Annotated in this window: 22 protein-coding genes and 1 riboswitch; of the genes, 12 read left to right on the forward strand and 10 right to left on the reverse strand. The window is 58.7% G+C overall.

Annotated elements, in window-relative coordinates; genetic code table 11:
- Nucleotides 1-20: 20 nt before the first annotated feature.
- Nucleotides 21-119: riboswitch (S-adenosyl-L-homocysteine riboswitch) on the reverse strand.
- Nucleotides 120-317: 198 nt separating this feature from the next.
- Both HKK52_RS22910 and HKK52_RS22915 read left to right on the forward strand, forming a co-directional pair.
- Nucleotides 318-722 carry an acyl-CoA thioesterase gene (locus HKK52_RS22910; RefSeq protein ID WP_169372704.1) on the forward strand — a complete coding sequence of 135 codons (405 nt, stop codon included), beginning with the start codon at nt 318-320 and terminating at the stop codon, nt 720-722.
- Nucleotides 723-950: 228 nt separating this feature from the next.
- Nucleotides 951-1,838 carry a formate/nitrite transporter family protein gene (locus HKK52_RS22915; RefSeq protein WP_169372705.1) on the forward strand — a complete coding sequence of 296 codons (888 nt, stop codon included), beginning with the start codon at nt 951-953 and terminating at the stop codon, nt 1,836-1,838.
- Here HKK52_RS22915 and HKK52_RS22920 read toward each other — a convergent pair whose 3' ends face one another.
- Nucleotides 1,839-3,104, reverse strand: coding sequence for a cation:proton antiporter (locus HKK52_RS22920; protein ID WP_169372706.1), 1,266 nt, complete (start codon nt 3,102-3,104; stop codon nt 1,839-1,841).
- A gap of 177 nt (nt 3,105-3,281) precedes the next feature.
- Nucleotides 3,282-4,451 carry an MFS transporter gene (locus HKK52_RS22925; RefSeq protein ID WP_169372707.1) on the reverse strand — a complete coding sequence of 390 codons (1,170 nt, stop codon included), beginning with the start codon at nt 4,449-4,451 and terminating at the stop codon, nt 3,282-3,284.
- A 286-nt stretch (nt 4,452-4,737) separates the two neighbouring features.
- Between HKK52_RS22925 and HKK52_RS22930 the strand changes: the two genes are divergently transcribed.
- Together HKK52_RS22930 and HKK52_RS22935 are read left to right on the forward strand one after the other, a co-directional pair.
- Nucleotides 4,738-5,571, forward strand: coding sequence for an EamA family transporter (locus tag HKK52_RS22930; protein WP_169372708.1), 834 nt, complete (start codon nt 4,738-4,740; stop codon nt 5,569-5,571).
- 41 nt (nt 5,572-5,612) lie between these two features.
- Entirely contained in the window at nt 5,613-5,996 is a 384-nt protein-coding gene (locus tag HKK52_RS22935) for an MAPEG family protein (protein ID WP_123404270.1), read from the forward strand.
- Nucleotides 5,997-6,088: 92 nt separating this feature from the next.
- Here HKK52_RS22935 and mltA read toward each other — a convergent pair whose 3' ends face one another.
- Nucleotides 6,089-7,261: a murein transglycosylase A gene (gene mltA, locus HKK52_RS22940; protein ID WP_169372709.1), complete on the reverse strand. Its 1,173-nt coding sequence runs from the start codon at nt 7,259-7,261 to the stop codon at nt 6,089-6,091.
- Between the two features lie 128 nt (nt 7,262-7,389).
- Here mltA and HKK52_RS22945 point away from each other — a divergent pair, with 128 nt between their 5' ends.
- Nucleotides 7,390-7,839 carry a c-type cytochrome gene (locus tag HKK52_RS22945; RefSeq protein WP_169372710.1) on the forward strand — a complete coding sequence of 150 codons (450 nt, stop codon included), beginning with the start codon at nt 7,390-7,392 and terminating at the stop codon, nt 7,837-7,839.
- A 75-nt stretch (nt 7,840-7,914) separates the two neighbouring features.
- Here HKK52_RS22945 and HKK52_RS22950 read toward each other — a convergent pair whose 3' ends face one another.
- From HKK52_RS22950 to HKK52_RS22965, 4 genes are all read right to left on the reverse strand, one after another.
- A complete protein-coding gene (locus HKK52_RS22950) occupies nt 7,915-8,310 on the reverse strand; it encodes a DUF1090 domain-containing protein (protein ID WP_169372711.1) in 396 nt (131 codons plus the stop codon).
- A gap of 100 nt (nt 8,311-8,410) precedes the next feature.
- A complete protein-coding gene (gene ligB, locus HKK52_RS22955; RefSeq protein ID WP_169372712.1) occupies nt 8,411-10,084 on the reverse strand; it encodes an NAD-dependent DNA ligase LigB in 1,674 nt (557 codons plus the stop codon).
- Nucleotides 10,085-10,243: 159 nt separating this feature from the next.
- Nucleotides 10,244-11,434, reverse strand: coding sequence for a methionine adenosyltransferase (gene metK, locus HKK52_RS22960; protein WP_169372713.1), 1,191 nt, complete (start codon nt 11,432-11,434; stop codon nt 10,244-10,246).
- Between the two features lie 18 nt (nt 11,435-11,452).
- The gene (locus tag HKK52_RS22965; RefSeq protein WP_169372714.1) at nt 11,453-12,448 is read right to left on the reverse strand and encodes an ArsR/SmtB family transcription factor; all 996 of its coding nucleotides are present in this window, start codon (nt 12,446-12,448) and stop codon (nt 11,453-11,455) included.
- A gap of 260 nt (nt 12,449-12,708) precedes the next feature.
- Between HKK52_RS22965 and tkt the strand changes: the two genes are divergently transcribed.
- The 6 genes from tkt (at nt 12,709) to fba (ending at nt 18,955) form a co-directional block, all read left to right on the forward strand.
- Entirely contained in the window at nt 12,709-14,706 is a 1,998-nt protein-coding gene (gene tkt, locus HKK52_RS22970; RefSeq protein WP_169372715.1) for a transketolase, read from the forward strand.
- Nucleotides 14,707-14,878: 172 nt separating this feature from the next.
- Entirely contained in the window at nt 14,879-15,931 is a 1,053-nt protein-coding gene (gene epd, locus HKK52_RS22975) for an erythrose-4-phosphate dehydrogenase (RefSeq protein ID WP_169372716.1), read from the forward strand.
- Nucleotides 15,932-15,943: 12 nt separating this feature from the next.
- A complete protein-coding gene (locus HKK52_RS22980) occupies nt 15,944-17,107 on the forward strand; it encodes a phosphoglycerate kinase (protein ID WP_169372717.1) in 1,164 nt (387 codons plus the stop codon).
- A gap of 34 nt (nt 17,108-17,141) precedes the next feature.
- On the forward strand, nt 17,142-17,366 hold the full coding sequence (locus HKK52_RS22985; protein WP_169372718.1) for a hypothetical protein: 225 nt from the start codon (nt 17,142-17,144) through the stop codon (nt 17,364-17,366).
- A 56-nt stretch (nt 17,367-17,422) separates the two neighbouring features.
- Nucleotides 17,423-17,755, forward strand: a complete 333-nt coding sequence (locus HKK52_RS22990) for an MliC family protein (RefSeq protein ID WP_149659681.1) — start codon at nt 17,423-17,425, stop codon at nt 17,753-17,755.
- Between the two features lie 135 nt (nt 17,756-17,890).
- The gene (fba, locus tag HKK52_RS22995; RefSeq protein WP_054044249.1) at nt 17,891-18,955 is read left to right on the forward strand and encodes a class II fructose-bisphosphate aldolase; all 1,065 of its coding nucleotides are present in this window, start codon (nt 17,891-17,893) and stop codon (nt 18,953-18,955) included.
- A 155-nt stretch (nt 18,956-19,110) separates the two neighbouring features.
- On the opposite strand, the gene HKK52_RS23000 is transcribed toward fba, so the two are convergent.
- Nucleotides 19,111-19,689: a hypothetical protein gene (locus tag HKK52_RS23000; RefSeq protein WP_169372719.1), complete on the reverse strand. Its 579-nt coding sequence runs from the start codon at nt 19,687-19,689 to the stop codon at nt 19,111-19,113.
- A 389-nt stretch (nt 19,690-20,078) separates the two neighbouring features.
- Nucleotides 20,079-20,768 carry a transposase gene (locus tag HKK52_RS23005; protein ID WP_169372720.1) on the reverse strand — a complete coding sequence of 230 codons (690 nt, stop codon included), beginning with the start codon at nt 20,766-20,768 and terminating at the stop codon, nt 20,079-20,081.
- A 243-nt stretch (nt 20,769-21,011) separates the two neighbouring features.
- On the opposite strand from HKK52_RS23005, the gene HKK52_RS23010 reads away from it, so the two are divergent.
- A complete protein-coding gene (locus tag HKK52_RS23010) occupies nt 21,012-21,413 on the forward strand; it encodes a hypothetical protein (RefSeq protein WP_169372721.1) in 402 nt (133 codons plus the stop codon).
- Between the two features lie 171 nt (nt 21,414-21,584).
- On the opposite strand, the gene HKK52_RS23015 is transcribed toward HKK52_RS23010, so the two are convergent.
- A complete protein-coding gene (locus HKK52_RS23015) occupies nt 21,585-22,253 on the reverse strand; it encodes a polysaccharide lyase family 7 protein (protein WP_169372722.1) in 669 nt (222 codons plus the stop codon).
- Nucleotides 22,254-22,501: the final 248 nt, after the last annotated feature.

Raw genomic sequence — 22,501 nt, forward strand, 5'->3', positions numbered from 1 at the left:
GAGCCTCCATTCGTAATGTATGCGAATGGGCGCCGTTGTGCGTTTAGTGTCTGGCCTGGGCCAGTCAACGCCCCATCCGAGCCTGACAGGTTTGACCTGCTGCAGCGCCCCTCGGACAGGTGGCGGGAAAACGGTAGCAATGGAACGTTACCGTTTTGAAACGGTGGCGATTATAGCGGGCTATTCTTATCTTCCAAAGCCTTTCTGTTGGTCAATGTCCGAACGGTAATCGAGACCATAGTCGATGCTTAATAGAGCTCTAGGTCGGGCTCTGCCATGATGCCCCCCATCATTCGGCAAGACGCTCAGGAGTGAACATGAATTTCCACACCCGCAAATGGGTAAAACCCGAAGACCTCAACCCCAACGGCACGCTGTTCGGCGGCAGCCTGTTGCGCTGGATCGACGAAGAAGCGGCGATCTACGCCATCGTCCAGCTGGGCAATCAGCGCGTGGTCACCAAGTACATTTCCGAAATCAACTTTGTCAGTGCCTCGCGCCAGGGCGACATCATCGAACTGGGCATCACCGCCACCGAGTTCGGTCGCACCTCGATCACCCTGACCTGCGAAGTGCGCAACAAGATCACCCGTAAAAGCATCCTGACGGTCGAGCGCATGGTGTTCGTCAACCTGGGTGAAGACGGCTTGCCGGCACCTCACGGCCGCACAGAGATCCTGTACGTCAAAGACCAGTTCAAGGACGAGGTCGTCAACGATTAACCCGGTCATCTGTGGCGAGGGAGCTTGCTCCCGTCCGGCTGCGCAGCAGTCGTAAATCCAGCGATGCGGTCTGCCTGGAATAATAGGGTGTCAGGTTTTGGGGCCGCTTCGCAGCCCAGCGGGAGCAAGCTCCCTCGCCACAAGGGTTTGTTTCGTTTGGGTGGTCAGTGAACAGCTCCGAACCCCGCGTGTCGTACCTACATGACACGCCACCGGTTGCGGAGCTCCATGGACACTCAAAAAGACGGCAAGACCCCGAACCTCTCGGCAGAAGAACAGCACGAAGCCGACCGTAACCAGCCACCCCGCGCGGCGGTATTGCACGAAATCATCCGCACCCAGGGCGATCAGGAGCTCGAGCGCAGTGTCGCGGCGCTCTGGTGGTCGGCGCTGGCCGCCGGCCTGACCATGGGCCTGTCGCTGATGGCCATGGGGCTGCTCAATTCCCGGCTGCCGGACGGTGAAGGCTTCAAGGTGATCGCCAGTTTCGGCTACTGCGCCGGATTTCTCGCGGTGATCCTGGCGCGCCAGCAACTGTTCACCGAGAACACCCTGACGGCCGTGCTGCCGATCATGACCAAACCCACGCTGAACAATTTCGGCCGACTGCTGCGCCTGTGGAGCGTGGTGCTGGTCGGCAACCTGTGCGGCACGTTGCTGGTGGCCTACGTGATGCTGCACCTGCCGATTTTCGACACCAAGACCGACCTGGCCTTCCTCGACATCGGGCGCAAGATCATGGAAAACAGTGCCAGCCAGATGTTCGCCAAAGGCATCATTTCCGGCTGGATGATCGCCACCATGGTCTGGATGATCCCGTCCATGGAAAGCGCCAAGATGTGGATCATCATCCTCATCACCTACCTGATGGCGCTGGGGGATTTCACCCACATCGTTGTCGGTTCGGCGGAAGTGTCGTACCTGGTGTTTGCCGGCGAGTTGCCGTGGAAGGATTTCTGGCTGGTGTTTGCCGGGCCGACGCTGGCGGGCAACATCATTGGCGGCAGTTTCATCTTTGCGCTGATCAGCCATGCGCAGGTGCGCAGTGAAAGCGGTGCGCCGAAAAAGTCTGCGGATCAGGCTAAGGAACCTGACCCGCAGAAGATCAAGAAGTGATCAGTGATGCTCAGCCTGTGTCGTTGGCACAGGCTCATCCTTGGTCACGTGCTTGACCAGTTTGCCGATGCTCAATCCCTGCAGCAGGATCGACGACAACACCACGATGTAGGTGATGCTCAAGATCAGATCGCGCTCCGGGCCCAGCGGCAGGGCCAGGGCCAACGCCACCGACACACCGCCGCGCAAACCACCCCAGGTCAGAATCCGGATCGTCCCGCGCGGCACTGTGCGCCAGCGCCGCAACAGCAGGATGGCCGGGGCCACGGTCAACAGGCGCGACAGCAGAATCGCCAACGCCAGCAAACTCGCGGCCAGTACGTGCAGCCAGTTGAACGGCAGCAGCAACAGCTCCATGCCGATCAGCGCAAACAGCAGCGCATTGAGCATGTCATCGAGCAGTTCCCAGAAACCGTCCAGATACTTGCGGGTCATGTCGTTCATCGCCAGGTTGCGGCCCAGGTTGCCGATGATCAGGCCGGCGACCACCATCGCGATCGGCGCGGAAACGTGCAGCTCCGAAGCCATGGCCGAACCGCCGATCACCAGCGCCAGGGTCAGCATCACTTCGATCTGATGCTGCTCGATGCTCTTGATCATCAGGTACACGAGGTAGCCGATCAGTCCGCCGAACACCACGCCGCCAATCGCTTCGTGGGCGAACAGCATGGCCGTGGCGCCGACGGTCGGGGTTTCGCCCAATTGCGCGATGCCCAGCAACACGGTGAAGACCACCACCGCTGTGCCGTCGTTGAACAGCGACTCGCCGACGATGGTGGTTTTCAGCGGCTTGGACGCGTTGGCGGTCCGCAGCACACCGAGTACCGCAATCGGGTCGGTGGGGGAAATCAGCGCGCCGAACAGCAGGCAATACAAGAAGCTCACGTGCCAGCCGAACAGGGCAAAAATGTAATAGGCGAGGCTGCCGATCACCGCTGTGGCGATCAAGACACCAAAGGTCGCGAGCAAGCCGATGGGCCAGCGGTAGCTGCGCAAGTCGTTCAGATTGACGTGCAGGGCGCCGGCGAATAGCAGGAACGACAGCATCCAGTTCATCAGCAGATCACCGAAGTCGATCTGGCCGATCAGCAGTTGTACGCGCTCTTCGAGGCCGGGGTAGCCGAGGAGGCTCAGGCCTTGCAACAGCAGGGAGAACATCAGCGCTGTGACCATGACGCCGATGGTCGGGGGTAGGCCGATGAAGCGAAAATTCACGTAGGTGAGAAGGGACGTGAGGCAAATAAACGCAGCGACAAGTTCAAGCATCCGGGGTCCTTTGGATGGTGGGAAGAAAATGGGTTTCAGGCAGGTGCACCGTGTGAGCTGCTTCCCGGGCAAGCCTCGCTCCTACAGGGGTGAGGTTGTCGCCCAGTTTGTGAACGACACCCATCTCGTAGGAGCGAGGCTTGCCCGCGAAGGCATAGTCATGGACGGCGCAGTTGTTCAGCCGGACACATTGACCGCCGCCGCCCCCCGACGTTGCAGGTAAATATAGAAAAGCGCCGTCAGCACCGTCAGGCCACTGACCAGCGCCCCGGTCCATGGCAAATCCGCCAGGTCCGCGCCACTGGCAACCACCAGCCCGCCAATCCACGCACCCGCGGCGTTGCCGAGATTGAACGCACTCTGGTTCAACGTCGAACCCAGGTTCGGCGCTTCATGGGCCTGATCAATGATCAGCAGTTGCAGAATCGGGCACAGGGCAAACGCAAAAATCCCCCACAATACCAACGTAATCGCCGCCGGAATCACCGAATGGCTGGTCTGGCTGAACGCCGCCAACACCACCGCGACGGCCAGTGCCATGCCCACCAGCGAAGGCAACAGACGACTGTCCGCCAGGCGACCACCGAGCATACTGCCCGCCGTCAAACCGACGCCGAACAACAGCAACATGATGGTCACGCCGTGAGGGCTGACACCGGTGATGTCTTGCAGGATCGGCGCGATATAGGTGAAGACGCTGAACAGACTGGTGGACGCCAACACGCTCATGCCCAGGGCCAGCAGCACGTTGACCTTGCCCAGCACCTTGAACTCGCTGGCCAGGTTGGCCTTGTCCATGGCGATGTCCTTCGGCAACCACAGCCATTGGGCGATGGCCGCAATGACGCCGATCACCGACACCGCCCAGAACGTCGAGCGCCACCCGGCGTATTGGCCGAGCGCGGTGCCCAGTGGCACGCCGAGCACGTTGGCCAGGGTCAAGCCGGTGAACATCATGGCAATCGCCTGGGCTCGTTTGTTCGGTGCCACCAGACCGGCAGCCACCACCGAACCGATGCCGAAGAATGCGCCGTGGCACAACGCGGTCACCACTCGCGCCGCCATCAGCGTCGCGTAATTCGGCGCCAGGGCGCAGAGGATGTTGCCGAGGATGAACATCAGCGTCATCCCCAGCAGCGTGGCTTTGCGCGGCATGTTGGCGGTGCCGATCGCCAGGATCGGCGCGCCGAACACCACGCCCAGGGCGTAGCCGGTGATCAACAGGCCAGCGTGGGGAATGCTCACGGCGAGGTCGCGGGCGACATCGGGCAGCAAACCCATGATGACGAATTCAGTGGTGCCGATGCCGAACGCGGCAACAGCGAGGGCAAACAGGGCGAGTGGCATGCGCAAGGTCTCTGTCGGTAGTCTTGACGCTCGGATCAGGCATGCGCAGGCCATCGACCGTTCTCGATGAGAGCGGGCGGGGGCAGAATTTATTGGAATTAGTCTGTGCGCAACTGAGTGCGGCGTGGTCGCTTGCAGTATAAACAGCTGCGGACATATGGCGAATCAATTCTCCGCCCCGATTCCTGTAGGCGCATGGCTTGCCCGCGATGGCGATCTCAAGAATGTCATCGCGGGCAAGCCTTGCTCCTACAGGGGCGGCGTGGACAACAAAAAGGAGTAAGCCGTGCTTGCAACAGCACTGGTGTTGGTAGCGGCGCTGTTACACGCGGCGTGGAATACCCTGATCAAGTTCAGCGCCGAACGGCTGCTGGTGGTGGCGTGCATGGACTCGGTGGCGATGCTGTTTGTCGCCGTGATGCTGCCGTTCGTGAACGTGCCACCGATTGCAATCTGGCCATGGATCCTGGCGTCGGCGGCGTTTGAATTGCTCTATCGCTACCTGCTGATCCAGGCCTATCGGGTCGGTGACCTGGGGCTGGTCTATCCGCTGATGCGTGGCCTGTCGCCGTTGGTGGTGCTGGCGCTGACGCTGATCTTCGCCGGGGAAGTGCTGACGAATCAGCAGATCTTCGGCATTTTGCTGATCCCGTTCGGCATGCTGTGCCTGCTATGGCAGGGCGGTGGCGGTGCGCGATTGCCATGGTCGATGCTGCCGGTGGTGGCGCTGATCGGCCTGTGCATCGGCTGCTACACCTTCATCGATGGCCAGGCGTTGCGGCGCTGGTCTCATCCGCTGGATTATCTGGTGTGGGTCACGCTGCTCAGTGCCTGGCCGTTCCCGCTGCTGGCGCTGGTGCGCAAGCGGCCGGCGTTCATGTTGTTCTGGCGTGAACAGTGGCGACTGGGGCTGGCGGTCGGGTTTTGCGTGTTGTTCAGCTACGCTTTGGTGCTGTGGGCGATGCAGCTGGGCTCGATTGCCGAAGCGGCGGCGTTGCGCGAGATCAGTGTGATCCTGGTGGTGTTGTTCGGCATGCGCTACTTGAAAGAACCTTTCGGCCGGCCACGGCTCTTAGCCTGTGGGTTGGTGCTGATCGGCATCCTGGTGATGAAGTTTTGACCGACCACCGAATTTCTGAAAACTGAAGAAGGGACTGCTTTATGACGGTTGCTCTGTGGTGCGTATTGATCGCGATTTTCCTGCCCTATGTCTGCACGGCCATCGCCAAGGCCAGTGGCAGGTACAACCTGAAAGACAACCATGATCCCCGGGACTTTCTCGAATCGCTGAATGGTTTGGGCCGGCGTGCGCATGCGGCGCAGTTGAACAGCTTCGAAGTGATGCCGGCGTTCGCGGTGGCCGTGCTCGCGGCCCATCTGGTGGGCACGGCGCAGTTGGTGACGGTCAACGTGCTGGCGGTGCTGTTTATCACCAGTCGGCTGCTGTACATCATTTGCTATCTGGCGGACTGGGCGATCTTGCGGTCACTGGTGTGGTTTGTGGGGATGGGGTTGATTGCCAGTTTCTTTTTTGTGTCGATCTGATTGAGGCAAGAGTAAAGGATCGCAGCCTGCGGCGGCTCCTACAGGGACCGTGTTCACAACGATTCCCCATAGGAGCCTGCGATTTTTTGCCTTTAAGGCTTGTCAGCCACCTGCGGGACTTGCGGCAGCGCCGCGCCTTTGGGCCACAACATCCAGATCTGCCCCTGCTGTTTCATATCCCCCGCCAGTTGCCCGGCCGCTTCGCCGGTGCCCCAGAACAGGTCCGCCCGCACTTCGCCGGCAATCGCGCCGCCGGTGTCCTGAGCCGCCACCGGGCGAACCAGTGCGCTGCCGTCCGGTTTGGTGGTGGATAACCACAACAGACTGCCCAGCGGAATCACTTTGCGATCCACCGCCGCGCTGTAGCCGGCCGTCAGCGGAACGTTGAGCGAACCGCGTGGCCCTTCGTTGCTGTCCGGGTTGCGGGTGAAGAACACGTAGCTCGGGTTGCTACCGAGCAGTTGCGGAATGCGCGACGGATTGGCCTTGGCCCAGGTGCTGATGGCGCCCATGGTCACGTCTTCTTTCTTCAGCTCACCCTGATCCACCAGCCAGCGGCCGATCGGTCGATAGGGGTGGCCGTTCTGGTCGGCATAAGCGATGCGCAGTTGGCGGCCGTCATCGAGCTGGATGCGCCCGGAGCCCTGGATTTGCAGGAACTGCAGGTTCATCGGGTCGGTCAGCCAGGCCACGACCGGGGCCTTGACCCCTTTGCTCTCGATGGTGGCGGCATCGTCATACGGCTTGAGCACGCGACCTTCGAGTCGCCCGCGCAGGCGTTTGCCCTTGAGCTCTGGGTAAATGCTGTCCAGGGACACAATGATCATGTCCTCGGGCACGCCGTACACCGGGACGTTCGCCACTTCGGTCTGGGTCAGGCTGCCGGGGTACACCGGTTCGTAGTAGCCGGTGATCAGGCCATTGGGATTGTCGTTGGCAGCACGCAGGCCGTAGACGTCCAGGTTCTGCTTGAGGAAGCCGCGAATCTCGCCGGCGGTTTGCGGCACAGTGGCGGAAGCGGCGCAGGTCGCGCCCCAGACCGGGTCAGCCTTGAGTCGGGTGCAGGCGCTGCGCCAGGAACCGAAACCGGCCACCAGATCGTCGTCGGACACGGTTGGCAACGCTTCCCAGGTGGCGCTGGTGTAAGTGGCCAGGGCATGGGTTTTCGGGGTGTTGTTTTCGCCGCCGGTGCAGCCTGCGAGCACGGCCACCATCGGAAGGGTCCAGGTCAGGCGGGGGCGCCAGGCCTTGATACGGCTGTTCATGGAGTTATTCCTTTGACGGTTGCCTGAGTGCTCCATGCGCTCAAACAACCCTTATTGATAATAGGGCTATTGGTGTTTGCCGATGACGCGAGGATACTGGCCGCCGTTCCCCGTAACCTGAAGCCACCATGACTTTTAAAAGACTTTCTGTTGTATTGCTGGCCTGCCTGACCTTGTCCGCCTGTGGCGGTGTCGATCCGAATTCGCCGTTGGGTCAGCGCAAGGCGATCTTCAAGCAAATGCTCAAGACCGGCGAAGACCTGGGTGGCATGTTGCGTGGGCGTATTCCGTTCGACGGGCCGAAATTTGCCGAGGGTGCGGTGAAACTCGATGCGCTGTCCCATGAGCCGTGGAAACATTTTCCACAGGTGCGTGAAGAAGATCACACCAGCGCCAAGGATGATGTCTGGCAGCAGCAGGCACGCTTCCAGGAAATGGCCCGCAACCTTGAAGGCGCCACCGGTGAATTGGTGATTGCCAGCAAGGTCCAGCCGTACAAGGCCAGTAACCTTGGGCCGGCGGTGCAGAAAGTCGAAGATGCCTGCAGTGCGTGCCATAAACAGTTTCGGGATCATTGATCGCAGATCAAAAGCGGACGCGGAGCGTCCATGGCTGCATTCCCACGCCGAGCGTGGGAACGATCTTCCTGAAACTTACTTATCCAACTCATCCAGCGCTTCCTGCAATTCCTTGCGGGATTCGGCGAGTTTGTCTTTTCGTTTGTTGATTTTCTCAGCGTCGCCCTTGCTCATGGCCTTGTCGAGATCGGCCTGACGCTTGCTGACTTCATGCTTGGCTTCGAGCACCTTGTTTTCCCGCTCCTTCTTCAAGGAGGCGTCGGTGCAGTGGGCGGTGACTTCCTTTAGAGCGGTTTCCAGGCCTGCCTGCTGATCGGCGTTGCCGTGAGACTTGGCCAGTTCGATCTGGTTGACGATGCCCTGTTTCTTGGCGGCGCATCCGGTCAGTTCCGGGATTTCTTCGGCCGCCATCAGTGGCGCGGCCATCATGCCGCAAAGGGTCAACAGAGCGAGCGGTGCAAGAAATTTCATAAAAGCTCCATGCAAAAAAGGCAATCGGGTCGAGGTGGCAATGGGCTGTTTGAGCGCAGCGCCACCATTGGGTTCCCGGGCTGACAGGCATTGTTGGTCGCTAAAAACCGTCAATCCCTGCCACACGTAATGTTTCACTCAAGGCCAGGACCTGCGGGTCGCGAAAAAACGCGCTCAGTTGCGTTGCGCGTCCCGGGCCGATGCCGGCTTCGGCCTGCCATTGTTCGTGGCTGCGTTGCGCCAGGGTCTGCCATGAATCGGCAAGTTGCGCCTGGCCCGTCGGCGGCAAGCCCAGGGCTTTTAGCCAGCGAGCAAAAGGACGTTGCCGGGCACTTTCAAAACTGTTTAAAAGGCGAGCACTGCTGCGCTCGCCGAAGCCATCAATGTTAGCAAGCTCTTGAGCATCGAGGGTCAACCAATCCAGCAGGTTGTTGAGACGGCCTGTTTCGAGAAGTTTCTCCCAGGTGCCGGGGCCGACATGCGGTAGCGCCAGCCCCTGCTTGCCGCTGAGCCAGGTCAGCCGCGCGAGGAATTGACTCTCGCAGCCCGGCGTTGGCTGCCAGCAGCTCAGCGGATGAAAGTCTGCAGCCAGCGGTGCATTCACTTCCGGGCGTTCGGTGCTGCGCAGCACCACATCATCGAGCCTGGGAATGGTCAGGCCCGCCAGGCTGATGGCGACCTGATCGCCGGGACGAATGTCCAGTTGTTCCCAGCGTTGCAGGGAGCTGACGCTCACGCGCTTGATCTGCCGGTCATCGAGCTTCACCGGCGACAGCTCCAGTACCGGGGTGATCCGCCCGGTTCGGCCGATCTTGAAATGGACCTTGCGCACCTCGGCCAGCGCCTGGGCGAAGGGGTATTTCCAGGCGACGCTCCAGTAGGGCGGCCGGGCCTGCCAGCGTTCGGCGGGAGGGCGCGAATCCTGGCGCAGAACGATGCCATCGCTGGCGAAGGGCAGGGGCGAGCGATACCAGTGGTCGCGCCAGTGCTGCGCGTCGGCAAATGTATTGATCGGTTGGCTGTAGAGCCCGGTGGGCGGGAAACCCAACGCTTCCAGCGTCGCCACCCGGGACGGCAAACTCGTCGGGCCTTGCGGCCAATCCCAGACAAACAATCCGATCCCGGCCGCCTGTTCGCTGCTCAGCGACTTGCGCGCCATCAGCCCGGCCACGCTGGCGCGGGCGTTGAGGCTGCCGGCCTGGGCTTGTACGTGGTCGGTCAGGCGCCAATAGAGTTCGCCTTGCAGCACCAAGTCCAGCGGTTGCGGCAGCCGTTGGGGAATGGCGGCGATGTTGCGCGCGGCGGCGGTCCAGTCCTGGCCATTGATGCCGTCGCCACGACTGATCGCTTGGTGCAGCAGGCCATTGCGGTAAATCAGCGACACCGCCACGCCATCAACCTTGGGTTGAATCCAGACGTCTTTGCGATCACGCAGCCAATCTGCGACGGCACGTTCATCGTGCAGTTTTTCCAGGCCGGTGTGGACGACCGGGTGAGCCACCTTGCCGCGCGCCGTTCGCAGCGGCTGGGCGGACGGGACGAGGTTGAAGCAGGTGCTCCATTGCGTCAGCCGGGTTCGGGACTGGTCATAGAGTTCGTCGGCGATCAGCGAGCGGCCGTTGCGGTGATAGCTGTCGTCCCAGCGGTCGATTTGCTGTTGCAGGGCGGTGATTTCGGCCTCGGCGCGAGTGGGTGGCCAGTCGGGACAGTCGGCGGCGCTGGCGGTCAGGGAGGTCAGCAGGAGGGCGAAAAACAGGCGCAGGTTGGGGAGCATCGAGAGCGTCCTTGCTCATTGGGATGCTTGAAAGGCTAGTCGGTCATGAGTTTTGTGAAAGCGGGGTGTTTTTCGAGGTGTTTCGAGGACACTCTTCCATCATGAAAAAGCCCCGCACGGCGCGAACCGTGCGGGGCTTTTGGTACCGCCGGGGAAGTCTTACAGGCCGGCAGCAGCGCGCAAGGATTCGGCGCGGTCGGTCTTTTCCCAGGTGAACGTGGTGAACGTATCGTCGCCCACGGTCTTGGTTTGCGGGGTGCGACCGAAGTGGCCGTACGCAGCAGTTTCCTGGTACATCGGGTGCAGCAGGTCGAGCATGGTGGTGATTGCGTATGGACGCAGGTCGAACACTTCGCGAACCAGTTTGACGATTTTGTCGTCGCTGATTTTGCCGGTGCCGAAGGTGTTCAACGAGATCGACGTAGGCTGAGCCACACCGATCGCGTAGGAAACCTGGATCTCGCAACGCTCGGCCAGGCCGGCCGCAACGATGTTCTTCGCCACATAACGACCGGCGTAGGCCGCCGAACGGTCAACCTTCGATGGATCTTTACCGGAGAACGCGCCGCCGCCGTGACGGGCCATGCCGCCGTAGCTGTCGACGATGATCTTGCGACCGGTCAAACCGCAGTCGCCAACCGGGCCGCCGATGATGAACTGGCCAGTCGGGTTGATGTGGAACTGGGTGTCTTTGGTCAGCAGTTCGGCAGGCAGCACGTGCTTGACGATCAGCTCCATCACGCCTTCGCGCAGGTCTTTGTACGACACTTCAGGGTTGTGCTGGGTCGACAGAACAACGGCGTCGATACCGACAACCTTGCCGCCTTCGTAACGGCAAGTCACTTGCGACTTGGCGTCCGGGCGCAGCCAAGGCAGCAGGCCGGATTTACGGGCTTCGGCTTGCCTTTGCACAAGCTGGTGCGAGAACGTGATCGGTGCAGGCATCAGCACTTCGGTTTCGTTGCTGGCGTAGCCGAACATCAGGCCCTGGTCGCCGGCGCCCTGATCTTCAGGCTTGGCACGGTCGACACCCTGGTTGATGTCAGGAGACTGCTTGCCGATGATGTTCATCACGCCGCAAGTGGCACCGTCGAAACCGACATCGGAGCTGTTGTAGCCGATGTCCAGAATGACGTTACGCACGATTTCTTCCAGGTCGACCCAGGCCGACGTGGTGACTTCACCTGCGATGATTGCCACGCCAGTCTTGACCAGAGTCTCGCACGCCACACGGGCGAACTTGTCTTCAGCAATGATGGCGTCCAGCACCGCATCGGAAATCTGGTCGGCGATTTTGTCCGGATGCCCTTCAGACACGGACTCGGAGGTGAAGAGGGAGTATTCGCTCATCTCGATGTTTTCCTGAATTTACCGATGGTGAGTGTCGCCAGCCGGCCGCTGAAAATGGCGGACCTGAATCTGGAAACCATTACGTAAGCCTACATAGAGGCTTTCCCCGGGAACGAGTCCCGCAGCGGTGGCCCAACGGGCCAGATCGTCCTGTTCAAACCCCAACCATAGATCACCGCAGGCCTCCCTGGCCCAACTCTGGTTGTGGCTACATAACTCTGTCACTAACAGGCTACCGCCTGGTTGCAGCAAGCCGGCCATGTGCTTGAGCGCTTCGGCCGGTGCGGCGAAATGGTGCAGCACCATGTTCAGTACAACGCAATCGGCGGTCAGGCTGACACCATTCAATGCATCGGCCAATTGCAGGCTGACGTTAGTCAGCCTTTCACGTTCACAGACGTGGCGCGCCAACTCGAGCATCGCCGCACTGTTGTCCAGCGCCGTGACCTGGGTGAAGCGGCGCGCCAGTTCCGGCAGAAAACCGCCATCGCCGGGGCCGACTTCAATCGCCGTGGCGCCTGCGCTGAAACTCAGCTTGTCGAGCAGCGCCACCACGCTTTCGCGGTACTGCGGCAGGCCGGCGATCAAATCTTGCTGGGCGCGAAACTTCTCCGCCACCCGTGAGAAAAAGTCCTGGCTGGCCGCCGCCCGTTGCCCGTGTACCTGAGCGATCCGCGATTGCACATCGGCCGGCAGAGTCAGGTTATCCACTTCGTCCAACAGGGCCGCGTGTAATTTGCCGCCCAGCAAGTCGGTGTGGGGCAGGGCGCGACGATAGAAAATCGCGTTGCCTTCACGACGGGTCGCCACCAGGTCGGCCTGGGCCAATACCTTGAGGTGATGACTCATGCCCGATTGGCCAATGCCGAAGATCTGCGCCAGTTCCAGTACGCCAAACGAATCGTTGGCCAGCGCGCGCAATACATTCAGGCGCAGAGGATCACCACCGGCCTTGCACAAGGCCGCCAGCTCATCGCAATCGTCATGTTGAATGGAAGGCACGCGTAGATTCATAGGGCCAGCAGTCTAGTGACGGTCAGAAAACCTCGCAAGAGCAATATCAAAAAGTTTTGATATTGCTCGATAGATGGCACTTCTCAATGCTCTGTTGTCTCTACAAACGAATAGCAGAAAGGTTTCATCAGTCGAAACCGTCGTTATCCATTGGAAAAACGCCTCTAGATGACTATCTGTCATTGCCCCGAGGCGGGTGGGTGAGGGAAAATGCTCGCCTTTTTTCCGTTTCGTTTTATTCAAACCCTAGGAGATCAGCGATGCCAAGCCGTCGTGAGCGTGCCAACGCCATTCGTGCCCTCAGCATGGATGCCGTGCAAAAAGCCAACAGCGGCCATCCGGGTGCCCCTATGGGGATGGCGGATATCGCCGAAGTGCTTTGGCGTGACTACATGAAGCACAACCCGAGCAATCCATCGTTCGCCGACCGTGACCGCTTCGTGCTGTCCAACGGCCACGGCTCGATGTTGATCTACTCGCTGCTGCACCTGACCGGTTACGACCTGTCGATCGAAGACCTCAAGCAGTTCCGTCAACTGCACAGCCGCACCCCGGGTCACCCGGAATTCGGCTACACCCCGGGCGTCGAAACCACCACCGGTCCACTGGGCCAAGGCCTGGCCAACGCCGTGGGTTTCGCCCTGGCGGAAAAAGTCCTGGCGGCGCAGTTCAACCGTCCTGGCCACAACATTGTCGACCACCACACCTACGTGTTCCTGGGTGATGGCTGCATGATGGAAGGCATTTCCCACGAAGTCGGCTCCCTGGCCGGTACTTTGGGCCTGGGCAAACTGATCGCCTTCTACGATGACAACGGCATCTCCATCGATGGCGAAGTCGAAGGCTGGTTCACCGACGACACGCCAAAGCGTTTCGAAGCCTACAACTGGCAAGTGATCCGCAACGTTGACGGTCACGACCCGGAAGAAATCAAGACCGCGATCGAGACCGCGCGCAAAAGCGAGCAACCGACCCTGATCTGCTGCAAGACCACCATCGGTTTCGGTTCGCCGAACAAGCAAGGTAAAGAAGACTGCCACGGCGCCCCATTGGGTGACGCGGAAATCGCCCTGACCCGCAAGGCGCTGAACTGGAACCACGGCCCATTCGAAATCCCGGCTGATATCTATGCCGAGTGGGATGCCAAGGAAAAAGGTCGCGCTGCCGAAGCCGAGTGGGATCAGCGTTTTGCTGCTTACTCCGCTGCATTCCCGACCGAAGCCAACGAACTGATCCGTCGTCTGAGCGGTGAACTGCCAGCCGATTTCGCGGAAAAAGCCTCGGCTTACATCGCTGAAGTCGCGGCCAAGGGCGAAACCATCGCCAGCCGTAAAGCCAGCCAGAACGCCTTGAATGCCTACGGCCCGCTGCTGCCTGAACTGCTGGGCGGCTCCGCTGACCTGGCCGGTTCCAACCTGACCCTGTGGAAAGGTTGCAAAGGTGTCTCGGCTGAAGACGCCAGCGGCAACTACATGTACTACGGCGTTCGCGAGTTCGGCATGAGCGCGATCATGAACGGCGTGTCCCTGCATGGCGGTCTGGTGCCTTACGGCGCGACCTTCCTGATGTTCATGGAATACGCGCGCAACGCCGTACGCATGGCCTCGCTGATGAAGAAACGCGTGGTGTTCGTCTACACCCACGACTCCATCGGTTTGGGCGAAGACGGCCCGACTCACCAGCCGATCGAGCAACTGACCAGCCTGCGCAGCACCCCGAACCTCGACACCTGGCGTCCAGCCGATGCCGTGGAATCGGCTGTTTGCTGGAAGCTGGCCATCGAGCGCAAGGACGGCCCTTCGGCGCTGATCTTCTCGCGTCAGAACCTGCAGCACCAGGAGCGTGATGCCGGCCAGATCGCCGACATCGCCCGTGGCGGTTACGTGTTGAAGGATTGCGCAGGCGAGCCTGAGCTGATCCTGATCTCCACCGGTTCGGAAGTGGGCTTGGCGGTTCAGGCTTACGACAAGCTGACCGAGCAAGGCCGCAAGGTTCGCGTTGTTTCGATGCCGTGCACCAGCGTGTTCGACGCTCAAGACGCCGGCTACAAGCAAGCGGTCCTGCCGTTGCAGGTCAGCGCCCGTATCGCCATCGAAGCCGCTCACGCGGACTACTGGTACAAGTACGTGGGCCTGGAAGGCCGCGTCATCGGCATGACCACCTTCGGCGAGTCGGCGCCTGCGCCAGCCTTGTTCGAAGAGTTCGGCTTTACCCTGGAAAACATCCTGGGTCAGGCTGAAGAGTTGCTGGAAGACTAAGTCCGAAGGTTGCGTTGTCCGGGCTGGCCTCTTCGCGGGCAAGCCTCGCTCCTACGAGGGATCGTGTTGTTTTTCATGACAACCGAAAACCTGTAGGCGCGAGGCTTGCCCGCGAAGGCGTCGGCCCTGCCACCACTGCAACAACGGATTCACCACGGTAATCGAGAACCCCATGCCTCAACCGCGTCCTTACAAAGTTGCACTCAACGGCTACGGCCGGATTGGTCGTTGCGTCTTGCGTGCGTTGTTTGAGCGAGGCGAGAAGGCCGGGTTTGAAATTGTCGCGATCAACGATCTGGCTGACATGGCCAGCATCGAATACCTGACACGCTTTGACTCCACTCACGGGCGTTTTCCCGGCGACGTGCGGGTTGAGGACGATTGTCTGCATATTAATGGCAACTGCGTGAAGGTCCTGCGCAGTGCCACCCCCGAAGGCATCGATTGGGCGTCGTTGGACGTCGATCTGGTGCTGGAGTGCTCCGGCGCTTACCACACCCGCGCCGACGGCCAGCGCTTCCTCGACGCCGGTGCGCCACGCGTGTTGTTTTCCCAGCCGATGGCCAGCGAGGCGGATGTCGACGCCACCATCGTCTACGGCGTGAACCAGGATTGCCTGACCGGCGAAGAATTGCTGGTGTCCAACGCGTCCTGCACCACCAACTGCGGCGTGCCGCTGTTGCGCCTGCTGGACCAGGCCATTGGCCTGGAATACGTGTCGATCACCACCATCCACTCGGCGATGAACGATCAACCGGTGATCGACGCCTATCACCACGAAGACCTGCGCCGCACCCGTTCGGCGTTCCAGTCGGTGATCCCGGTGTCCACTGGTCTGGCGCGTGGCATCGAACGCCTGCTGCCGGAACTTGCCGGGCGAATTCAGGCCAAAGCCGTACGGGTGCCGACGGTGAACGTGTCGTGCCTCGACATTACGATGCAAACCGTGAGCGACACCGACGCCACCGAGGTCAACCGGATCCTGCGTGAGGCCGCCACCAGCGGCCCGCTCAAAGGTCTGCTGGCTTACACCGAGCTTCCCCACGCAAGCTGTGATTTTAATCACGACCCACATTCGGCGATCGTCGATGCCAGTCAGACCCGCGTTTCCGGCCCACGGCTGGTGAATATTCTGGCCTGGTTCGACAACGAATGGGGGTTTGCCAACCGAATGCTGGACGTTGCAGAACACTATCTGCAAACAGCTGCCTCTCTTAAACAGTAGGAATTGCGACCCATGACCGTGTTGAAGATGACCGACCTCGATCTGCAAGGTAAACGCGTACTGATCCGCGAAGACCTCAACGTCCCAGTCAAGGACGGTGTTGTCACCAGCGATGCGCGTATCCTGGCTTCGCTGCCGACCATCAAGCTGGCCCTGGAAAAAGGTGCGGCCGTGATGGTCTGCTCGCACCTTGGCCGTCCGACCGAAGGTGAGTTCTCGGCCGAGAACAGCCTCAAGCCCGTCGCCGACTACCTGAGCAAGGCCCTGGGCCGCGAAGTGCCGCTGGTGTCCGACTACCTGGGCGGCGTTGACGTGAAGGCCGGCGACATCGTGCTGTTCGAAAACGTACGCTTCAACAAAGGCGAGAAAAAGAACGCTGACGAATTGGCCCAGCAATACGCCGCCCTGTGCGACGTGTTCGTGATGGACGCCTTCGGCACCGCTCACCGTGCCGAGGGTTCGACCCACGGCGTGGCCAAGTTCGCCAAAGTCGCCGCCGCTGGTCCGTTGCTGGCCGCTGAACTGGACGCACTGGGCAAAGCCCTCGGCGCCCCGGCCCAGCCAATGGCCGCCATCGTTGCCGGCTCCAAGGTCTCGACCAAACTCGACGTGCTCAACAGCCTGAGCCAGATCTGCAACCAGTTGATCGTCGGCGGCGGCATTGCCAACACTTTCCTGGCCGCTGCCGGTCACCCGGTCGGCAAGTCCCTGTACGAACCGGACCTGCTGGACACCGCCCGTGCCATCGCCGCCAAAGTCAGCGTGCCGCTGCCGGTGGACGTGGTGGTTGCCAAGGAATTCGCGGAAGGCGCCACGGCGACCGTCAAACTGATCGCTGATGTAGCGGCAGACGACATGATCCTGGACATCGGCCCACAGACCGCGGCGAATTTCGCCGAGCTGTTGAAGTCGTCCAAGACCATCCTGTGGAACGGCCCGGTGGGGGTGTTCGAATTCGACCAGTTCGGTAACGGCACCAAAGTGCTGGCCCAGGCCATCGCTGAAAGCTCGGCGTTCTCCATTGCCGGCGGCGGCGATACCTTGGCCGCCATCGATAAATATGGCGTTGCCGACAAGATCTCCTACATTTCTACCGGCGGTGGCGCGTTCCTCGAGTTCGTCGAAGGCAAGGTTCTGCCGGCGGTTGAAGTCCTGGAAAGCCGGGCCAAGGCCTGAGATCACTTAAATGACCAGGCAAAGGAGTGTTGATATGGTCAGGACGATTGCGCTGTTGATCGTCGCGGTTTCGCTGACGGCTTGCGGGAGTAACCCGAAAGCCAAGCCCGACCCCGCGCCGTCTGCGCCGGCTGATAAGGGCTGTTACCAGGCCGACTGGCAGGCGGAAACCAACCCGGTGCTCAACAAGCGTTCCGGGCCCGATGGCCTGGACAAATACGAGACACAGACCCCGGCCAAGGAACATGGCTGCCCTTGACGGGTCTGACTCTTTACTCAAGGCCGGCGGCGTGCGCCGTTGGTCGAGGAACATGGATGAAAGGTTTTATCGCCGTCATGGCGCTGGCACTGCTGGCAGGTTGCTCGAATTTCAACCTGTTCAACACCTCGGCGCCCGCGGACAACTGGACCACCTGGACCTGCGACAGCCAGGCCAAAGTGCTCTGGCGCTACACCGACGACAGCCTTAGGGAAGTCGACGTGCGCCTCGGCGGGGCCGATCAGGTCTATCGCCTGAAGCTTGAACCGGGCGCCGAAGGTTCGCTGTACAGCAACGACATGCTGGCGTTTCACGTAAAAGGTGAGGAAGGCCTGGTTTACTGGGTCGCCACCAATGATTTGATCGGCCGCGGTTGTAAAGCCGAGTAATCGATGGCTCGTAGAGAGTTAGGCAACACCGAATGAGCGGACCGGACTCACCCCCGATCTGCAATAACTTGAATAGCCGCCGCCGCTACGGCAGGCTGGCACGATTAACGACCCAAACCGGGAGAGACACACACAATGGCACTTATCAGCATGCGCCAGATGTTGGACCACGCAGCCGAATTCGGCTACGGCGTTCCAGCCTTCAACGTCAACAACCTTGAGCAGATGCGCGCCATCATGGAAGCCGCTGACAAGACTGACTCCCCGGTGATCGTCCAGGCTTCGGCCGGTGCTCGCAAATACGCAGGCGCCCCGTTCCTGCGTCACCTGATCCTGGCGGCAATCGAAGAATTCCCGCACATCCCGGTGTGCATGCACCAGGACCACGGCACCAGCCCTGACGTCTGCCAGCGCTCCATCCAACTGGGCTTCAGCTCGGTAATGATGGACGGCTCCCTGGGCGAAGACGGCAAGACCCCGACCGACTACGACTACAACATCCGTGTGACCCAACAAACTGTGGCCATGGCTCACGCCTGCGGCGTTTCGGTAGAAGGCGAGCTGGGCTGCCTGGGTTCCCTGGAAACCGGCATGGCCGGTGAAGAAGACGGCATCGGCGCCGAAGGCGTTCTGGATCACAGCCAAATGCTGACCGACCCGGAAGAAGCCGCTGACTTCGTCAAACGCACCCAGGTCGACGCCCTGGCCATCGCCATCGGCACCAGCCACGGCGCGTACAAGTTCACCAAGCCACCGACCGGCGACGTACTGGCCATCGACCGCATCAAAGAAATCCACAAACGCATCCCTAACACCCACCTGGTGATGCACGGTTCGTCTTCCGTGCCACAAGACTGGCTGGCGATCATCAACCAGTACGGCGGCGACATCAAAGAAACCTACGGCGTCCCGGTTGAAGAAATCGTTGAAGGCATCAAGCACGGCGTGCGCAAGGTCAACATCGACACCGACCTGCGCCTGGCGTCCACCGGTGCGATGCGTCGCCTGATGGCCACCAACCCGAGCGAGTTCGACCCGCGCAAGTTCTTCGGCGCGACCGTGACCGCCATGCGTGATGTGTGTATCGCTCGTTATGAAGCGTTTGGTACTGCCGGTAATGCTTCGAAGATCAAGCCGATCTCGTTGGAAGCGATGTATCAGCGTTATCTGAAAGGTGAGTTGAACGCTAAGGTTAATTAAGCCTGGGCGTTAAACAGCGTTGATAAAAAACCCGCCGAGAGGCGGGTTTTTTGGGGGGGTGATTAGCAGGCAGGCTGCCCACCATGAAAGTGGAGTTTTATAAGTGGTATTCTAGAGCTAGAGCTAGATTAATAAAACTGTCACTTTTCTGTTTTTTAAATTTCCTCGGGATTACTTAGATAAGGCACATTTTTTTCTACGATTTCAAAGTAGAATGGGATTGGGCTTTTACCTCCGTAAGTCACAAGGTAAGAGTAGGAAAACGAAACATCAGTTTTTACAAATTTGTAGTATTGCAAAGTTCCGTCGGGACCTTGCAGGCACAATTCTTTATAAGTGTCATTCGGAAAATCATCTAGCGTTAGTTTCAGACTTTCGTTTCCTACCGCCGCGAGGCGCATGTGGACTGGTGTGTCCGATGTTAATAACCAGCCATTTGAAATGCCAATGCTTTTTCCATACTGTGGACCTTGCTCTCGGACGTAAATAATATACCCGCCATCTACATAACGAAAATAAAGTAAAGGTCCTTCATTTTTATTAAGTTTATTGTTCAGGCACAAATATTTGGTATCCTTGAGGTTCGCATATCCTTTGGTGCCTGGAACTGTTACTTGTTTCCCTCTGAAATATCCTGTCACGGTTGATGCGTCTAGTGTTAACTCATAGAAGCAAACAGCATATTCTTCGTAACTCAAACGGGCGGTAAACGATTTTTGGCGATCGGTACTCATGATTTCACCTGTTGCTATGGGGTTTTATATGACGTGATAAGAGCGCAAATAGAAAAGAATATTTCATCAATACTTTCTCTTTTTGTTTCTCTCGCTTTGAATTGCAGGCAATCCAAGTTGTACTCGTAGCTGTAAAGGAAAAAGGAGGAAAAAGAGACGGATTTATTTATCTGTGCTTTTTCATTTTTTCTTGTTTCGTGTTGAATAGTAGGCAGCATCAAATTTTCTGTCAGCTGTAAAAGTTGACAGTTTTTAAGAGTTTTTTGTTATGGATGTTAAAACTAAAATGCGGTTCGTCGTCGCGTCGCAGAGGGAAAGAAAGAAAAAGCAAGAAAAATGAAAAAAGGGGGCAGATTTATTTAATCAGCCCCTCTTCAAAAGTGTTCAGTCTATTTCGCCGGCCTACCTCGCGCCCGCTGCGTTATTCGTAATCCGGTTATCTCCTCAATCTCATCGGTAAATTTCGGACTCCCAGTGAGTTGTCCGCGTTGAAGTGCGCCTCTAATCAATTGCAGTTCTGATGAGGGAACGCCCTGCTCCATAAAGGACGCGTAGTGAGTAATACGCTCAGCGAGGTTCGTGCCAAGTTCACTGAATCCAGGGCTTTCATCCAGCCAGTTATTCTTTGGAAATTCGTTGAGGCGTAGATGCAAGCTTGACCAAGGGTAGTCCTGTGCACGTTGAACCATTTGCGCTCGCACCGGGTTGAGCTCGATGTATCGGCTACAGGCCAGTAAGTAGATATCGGTTTGTACGACGCTGGATTTGTAACGGCTTTCCCATAACGTGCCTGAGCGTCCTTCCAGTTTGTTGCGGTGCCGGGTCATTCGTCCTGCCAAGCCTTTCATCAACTGTCCGAGACCAGCAGCAGAGTCACCGGGGGCAAGTAATAAGTGGACATGGTTGGTCATTAGACAAAACGCGTACACCTTCACATCGAAGACGGCTTTGAGTTCTTGCAGATCAGCCAGGTAATGTGCGAAATCACTTGTCTCGGGAAACACCACCTGCTTGTTGTGGCCTCGTTGCACGACATGATGCGGGTAATTGGGTAAAACAATACGTGCCGTTCTGGGCATGTTGCCACCTACTTCCATGTATGTTGTCAACAGCGTAGCAGAGGAGGGTAAACGATAACCCAACGGTTTTTAGTGAGATTTCGTGTCATGACTCACGGTTTGTTATCGCAAAAGAGCATTAGAAACTGTTATTTCTTACAGGTGCTTTGTTATCGTAGGTTGCATATGGTTAGGGGAAGAGGGGGCATAAATAAATCTGTCCCCTTTTTTCTCTTGAACTCATTTACTTGCTGGATGAAAAAAATGGAAATTAAAAATAGCGTCGGTAGCCAAGTTTCTGGTGAACTGAAAGTCATATTCAAACATCAGGACTATGGTGAGCACCCGTTGAAGCTTCAGGGAGAGGGCCTTTTGTCTAGGGATAACGAGTTCTTTTATATTAATCCGAAGTATAGAGAACTAGGCGGGCACCATTATTATATGGGGATTAAGTTTAGAGTGGGCCTTGAGGTTGGAAAGACCTACACGCTAAGGGGAAATGATGAGGCCGTTAGAGCACATTTGGAGATTGATCGTGTTTACGATGATAAATGTGCCAGTGGTACGTTTCGTTTGTCAGCAGGTATGCCATATCCCGCGGGGGAATTCAAACTCTTTGAGGAAGGGGTCTTTTCAGCAGAGGGAACATTCGAGTCGTTCGCGTAAAGGCGTGAGTAGTTGAGGGGGAAAAGGGGACAGATTTATTTAATGAGATCGTTCCCACGCTCTGCGTGGGAATGCCTCTAGGGACGCTCTGCGTTCCAGCCTCAGGAAGGGACGCGGAGCGTCCCGGGCTGCATTCCTTTGCTGCGCGTGGGAATGATCAGGGCAGAAGGCTTACTTATCGTGATCAATATCCAGCTTGCTGAACGTCACTTTCCCGCCTTCGCTGGTATACCCGGTGTGGTCCTGCACATACACACCGGCCTTGAAATACAGCGGCTTGTCGCGCCAGGTGGCGCTGATGTTCGAGTCCCACTGATAACCCGCCGCGCTGATGCCCAACTGACCACCAGGACTCAGGTGAATGAGGTAGGAAAACTCCCTGTCCAGTTTCACGCCAGTGGCAATGGTGATGACCCGGCCTTCGCCGTCATCGGGGTGCATGCGCACTTTGGCGACGATGTTGCCCGACTGGGTGCTGGTCTTGAATTGATACTCAAGCTTCACCAAGGGCTTCTGGCTTTCATAAGCGTGGATCTGGCCGATGACGATTTTGCCCGAGCTGGGCACCTGGTTCACCGCCAAAGTGGCGCGCAGGGAATTGTCGGCCTCCGGGTAGAGCCAGTTGCGCAGGGTGCCGTTGCTGTAGGTTTCGCGAAGTTCGGTGCGGGGGTATTTGGCGTTTGCGGTTTTGGAGCCGGTGACCGGGGACCAGAAAAACAGGGTGCCGGTGTCGGAATGGAAGTATTGGTCCTTGAAACCCTTCACCAGTTTGGCTGTTTCGACGGTGTAAGGCGGATTGCCGACAGGAACACTGAGGTTCCATGTTGCGAGATCGATCATAGACAAAGCTTCCACGAATTCATGCTGCACGCCCGTGCCAGAAGCTCTAGCACGGGCCTTGGAGGGCTGCCTTTATAAGCGTAGTCGCGGGCTTTGTTAATGCCCGCCGGGCAGAAGATTGACGTCAACATCCTGTCAAAAAGCCATCCTTCCCGGTTTCAGGGGGCTGTAGCGCCGACCGTTAGTCGGCTTATGGACGCTTTGGTTAAATGATGGCGCGATGACACCTACTGCTTTTGCCGATCCGG

The sequence above is a fragment of the Pseudomonas sp. ADAK2 genome, assembly GCF_012935755.1.
In the GTDB taxonomy this organism is placed as follows: domain Bacteria; phylum Pseudomonadota; class Gammaproteobacteria; order Pseudomonadales; family Pseudomonadaceae; genus Aquipseudomonas.

Excerpts from the sequence above, each read along its gene's own strand:
- HKK52_RS22910 (WP_169372704.1), top strand. The coding sequence starts at position 318 with ATGAATTTCCACACCCGCAAATGGGTAAAACCCGAAGACCTCAACCCC.
- HKK52_RS22915 (WP_169372705.1), top strand. The coding sequence starts at position 951 with ATGGACACTCAAAAAGACGGCAAGACCCCGAACCTCTCGGCAGAAGAA.
- HKK52_RS22920 (WP_169372706.1), bottom strand. The coding sequence starts at position 3,104 with ATGCTTGAACTTGTCGCTGCGTTTATTTGCCTCACGTCCCTTCTCACC.
- HKK52_RS22925 (WP_169372707.1), bottom strand. The coding sequence starts at position 4,451 with ATGCCACTCGCCCTGTTTGCCCTCGCTGTTGCCGCGTTCGGCATCGGC.
- HKK52_RS22935 (WP_123404270.1), top strand. The coding sequence starts at position 5,613 with ATGACGGTTGCTCTGTGGTGCGTATTGATCGCGATTTTCCTGCCCTAT.
- mltA (WP_169372709.1), bottom strand. The coding sequence starts at position 7,261 with ATGAACAGCCGTATCAAGGCCTGGCGCCCCCGCCTGACCTGGACCCTT.
- HKK52_RS22945 (WP_169372710.1), top strand. The coding sequence starts at position 7,390 with ATGACTTTTAAAAGACTTTCTGTTGTATTGCTGGCCTGCCTGACCTTG.
- HKK52_RS22950 (WP_169372711.1), bottom strand. The coding sequence starts at position 8,310 with ATGAAATTTCTTGCACCGCTCGCTCTGTTGACCCTTTGCGGCATGATG.
- ligB (WP_169372712.1), bottom strand. The coding sequence starts at position 10,084 with ATGCTCCCCAACCTGCGCCTGTTTTTCGCCCTCCTGCTGACCTCCCTG.
- metK (WP_169372713.1), bottom strand. The coding sequence starts at position 11,434 with ATGAGCGAATACTCCCTCTTCACCTCCGAGTCCGTGTCTGAAGGGCAT.
- HKK52_RS22965 (WP_169372714.1), bottom strand. The coding sequence starts at position 12,448 with ATGAATCTACGCGTGCCTTCCATTCAACATGACGATTGCGATGAGCTG.
- tkt (WP_169372715.1), top strand. The coding sequence starts at position 12,709 with ATGCCAAGCCGTCGTGAGCGTGCCAACGCCATTCGTGCCCTCAGCATG.
- epd (WP_169372716.1), top strand. The coding sequence starts at position 14,879 with ATGCCTCAACCGCGTCCTTACAAAGTTGCACTCAACGGCTACGGCCGG.
- HKK52_RS22980 (WP_169372717.1), top strand. The coding sequence starts at position 15,944 with ATGACCGTGTTGAAGATGACCGACCTCGATCTGCAAGGTAAACGCGTA.
- HKK52_RS22985 (WP_169372718.1), top strand. The coding sequence starts at position 17,142 with ATGGTCAGGACGATTGCGCTGTTGATCGTCGCGGTTTCGCTGACGGCT.
- HKK52_RS22990 (WP_149659681.1), top strand. The coding sequence starts at position 17,423 with ATGAAAGGTTTTATCGCCGTCATGGCGCTGGCACTGCTGGCAGGTTGC.
- fba (WP_054044249.1), top strand. The coding sequence starts at position 17,891 with ATGGCACTTATCAGCATGCGCCAGATGTTGGACCACGCAGCCGAATTC.
- HKK52_RS23000 (WP_169372719.1), bottom strand. The coding sequence starts at position 19,689 with ATGAGTACCGATCGCCAAAAATCGTTTACCGCCCGTTTGAGTTACGAA.
- HKK52_RS23005 (WP_169372720.1), bottom strand. The coding sequence starts at position 20,768 with ATGCCCAGAACGGCACGTATTGTTTTACCCAATTACCCGCATCATGTC.
- HKK52_RS23010 (WP_169372721.1), top strand. The coding sequence starts at position 21,012 with ATGGAAATTAAAAATAGCGTCGGTAGCCAAGTTTCTGGTGAACTGAAA.
- HKK52_RS23015 (WP_169372722.1), bottom strand. The coding sequence starts at position 22,253 with ATGATCGATCTCGCAACATGGAACCTCAGTGTTCCTGTCGGCAATCCG.